The organism is Mesorhizobium sp. B2-4-6, assembly GCF_006442775.1.
GTDB lineage: Bacteria > Pseudomonadota > Alphaproteobacteria > Rhizobiales > Rhizobiaceae > Mesorhizobium.
Genome location: NZ_VFVI01000037.1, coordinates 1 through 3,333, shown reverse-complemented (window position 1 = coordinate 3,333; position 3,333 = coordinate 1). Strand labels below are relative to the sequence as shown.

The following is a 3,333-nucleotide window of genomic DNA, read 5'->3' as shown; positions in this document are numbered from 1 at the left end:
AGGTTGCCAGCTTGTTGATCATGTCCTGGGTGATGAGGCAGATGCCTTTCTCCGACACGCGAAAACGCTTGGCGTCGAGTGCGGGATCCTCGCCCACCACCAGGCCCTCCGGAATCTGGACGCCATGGTCGATGACGACGCGCTTGAGGTGCGCGTTGCGGCCGACGGTGACGTCGGGCAGCATCACCACTTCCTCGAGCTTGGAATAGGAATTGATGCGGGCGCCGGTGAAGATCAGGCTGCGGCGCAGCGAGGCGCCGGAGACGATGCAGTCGCCGGAGACCAGCGAGGAGATCGCCTCGCCGCGGCGGCCGTCCTCGTCATGCACGAACTTTGCCGGCGGCTTCAATTCGGCATAGGTCCAGATCGGCCAGTCGCGGTCGTAGAGGTCGAGCTCGGGCGTGATGTCGGTGAGGTCGATATTGGCCTCCCAATAGGCGTCCACCGTGCCGACGTCGCGCCAGTAGGGCTCGGACTCGTGCGAGGAACGCACGCAGGATTTGGCGAAACGGTGAGCGATCGCCTTGCCGTGCTGGACGATGTAAGGGATGATGTCCTTGCCGAAGTCGCGGCTGGAGCCGGGCTCGGCGGCGTCGCGGCGCAGCTGCTCCATCAGGAACTTGGTCTTGAAGACGTAGATGCCCATCGAGGCCAGGGCGAACTCCGGCTTGTCGGGGATACCGGGCGGATCGGCCGGCTTCTCGACGAAGGCGATGATGTTGTCCTTCTTGTCGACATGCATGACGCCGAAGCCGGTCGCCTCCATGCGCGGCACTTCCAGGCAGCCGACGGTGACGTCGGCGCCGGCATCGACATGCTGGCGCAGCATCAGCTCGTAATCCATCTTGTAGATGTGGTCGCCGGCGAGGATGACCATGTATTCGGGGCCGTAGGCCTCGATGATGTCGATGTTCTGGTAGACGGCGTCGGCGGTGCCTTCATACCACTGGGTTTCGGACACGCGCTGCGATGCCGGCAGGATGTCGAAGCTTTCGTTTCGCTCGGGCCGCAGGAAGTTCCAGCCGCGCTGCAGATGGCGGATCAGCGAATGCGCCTTGTACTGGGTGGCGACGCCGAGGCGGCGGATGCCGGAGTTGAGCGCATTGGAGAGGGCGAAATCGATGATGCGCGTCTTGCCGCCGAAATAGACGGCGGGCTTGGCGCGCCGGTCGGTCAGCTCCCTGAGGCGGCTGCCGCGGCCGCCGGCCAGCACATAGGCCATGGCATCGCGCGCCAGCGGCTGGGTTCTCTTGATCTCTGCCATTTTGTTACCCTCCCAAACAAGCTGCCCGGACCGTTGCAAGAGCAGGATGAGACACCATCCTGCTTCAATCCGCGACGAATTCCAGCATGATCGTCGACAGCGGCGGCAAGAGCATCGTCGCCGATATGCCTCCCCCTTCCCCGCTCGCCTCGACCACGCCGCCATTGCCCATGCCGGAGCCGCCATAGGCCTCGGCGTCGGTATTGATGATTTCGCGCCATTTTCCCGCCTTCGGCAGCGGCACGCGATAGTTCTCGCGCGGCACCGGCGTGAAATTGGCGACGACGGCGACCGAATTGCCGTCCGGCGCGCTGCGCAGCCAGGCGAAGACCGAATTGTCGCGGTCGTCGACGATCAGCCAGGAGAAGCCCTCCGGCTCGCAATCGCGCGCATGCAGCGCCGGGCGCGAACGGTAGAGGTAGTTCAAATCCCGCACCGCCTGCCAGACGCCGCGATGCGGCGCGAACTCGAGCAGGTTCCAGTCGAGCGCGCGTTCCTCGCTCCACTCGCGGCGCTGGGCGAATTCCTGGCCCATGAACAGGAGCTTCTTGCCGGGATAGCCCCACATGAAGGCGTAATAGGCGCGCAGCGTGGCGAACTTCTGCCAGTCGTCGCCGGCCATCTTGTTGAGCAGCGTGCCTTTGCCGTGCACGACCTCGTCATGCGAAAGCGGCAGCACGAAGTTTTCCGAGAAAGCGTAGACCAGGCCGAAGGTGATGTCGTTGTGGTGGTGCTTGCGGAAGATCGGCTCCTTGGAAAGATACTCCAGCGTGTCGTGCATGAAGCCCATGTTCCATTTGAAGCCGAAGCCCAGCCCGCCTTCATGCACGGGACGCGACACTTTCGGCCATGAGGTCGATTCCTCGGCGATCGTCATCACGCCGGGGTGGTGGCCGTAGACCTCCTTGTTCATCTTCTGCAGGAAGGAGACAGCCTGCAGGTTCTCGCGCCCGCCCTTCTCGTTGGGGATCCACTCGCCGGCCTTGCGCGAATAATCGAGGTAGAGCATCGAGGCGACCGCGTCGACGCGCAGGCCGTCGACATGGTACTTCTCGGCCCAGAACAGCGCGTTGTTGACCAGGAACGACACCACCTCGCGGCGGCCGAAATTGTAGATGGCCGTGTTCCAGTCGGGATGGAAACCCTGGCGCGGATCGGCATGCTCGTAGAGCGCGGTGCCGTCGAACTTCACCAGCCCGTGCTCGTCGACCGGGAAATGCGCCGGCACCCAGTCGAGGATGACGCCGACGCCGGCGCGGTGCGCGCCGTCGACGAAGCGGGCGAAGCCGTCGGGGTCGCCGAAGCGAGCCGACGGCGCGTAAAGGCCGGTGGTCTGGTAGCCCCAGGACGGATCGTAAGGGTGCTCCGAGATCGGCAGGAACTCGATATGGGTGAAGCCGGTGTCGACCACGTATGGGATGAGCCGCGCGGCCAGCTCGTCCCAGGACAGGAACGTGCCGTCGTCGCGGCGCTGCCAGGAACCGGCATGGACCTCGTAGATCGAGATCGCCTCGCGCCGGGGATCGGCCTTCTGCCAATAGCCGCGATGCGCCTCGTCGCCCCACTGATGCGCGATCGGCGGCGCCGTCACCGAGGCGGTCGCCGGGCGCAGCTCCGACTCGAAGGCGAACGGATCGGCCTTCAGCGGCAGGCGCACGCCGTCGGGCCCGATGATCTCGAACTTGTAGGGCTGGCCCGCGCCGAGATCGGGGATGAACAATTCCCAAATGCCGGTATCCCTGCGGTCGCGCATCGTGTGCCGGCGGCCGTCCCAGTCGTTGAAGGCGCCGACCACGGAGACGCGCCTGGCATTGGGCGCCCAGACGGCGAAATGCACGCCGGTGGCGCCCTCGTGTTCGACGATGTGGGCGCCGAGCTTGTCGAACAGCCTCAGATGCGAGCCTTCGGCCATGTAATAATCATCCATCGGACCGAGCACCGGGCCGAAGGAATAGGGATCGGTCAGCCACCAGTCGCCGCCGGCGTTGCCGGCGTGATAGCGCAGCGGCTGGCGCTTGCGGATCGAGACCTTGCCCTCGAAGAAGCCGGCATCGTCGCGGCGCGAGAGC

The 3,333-nt window shown here is 65.0% G+C and carries 2 protein-coding genes; both read right to left on the bottom strand.

Annotated elements, in window-relative coordinates; genetic code table 11:
* Nucleotides 1–1,264, bottom strand: a 1,264-nt coding sequence (gene glgC / locus FJ957_RS31670) for a glucose-1-phosphate adenylyltransferase (protein WP_140837553.1), incomplete at its 3' end; no start/stop codon positions are given.
* 64 nt (nt 1,265–1,328) lie between these two features.
* The coding region (glgB, locus tag FJ957_RS31665; RefSeq protein WP_140837551.1) for a 1,4-alpha-glucan branching protein GlgB at nt 1,329–3,333 on the bottom strand (2,005 nt) is incomplete at its 5' end.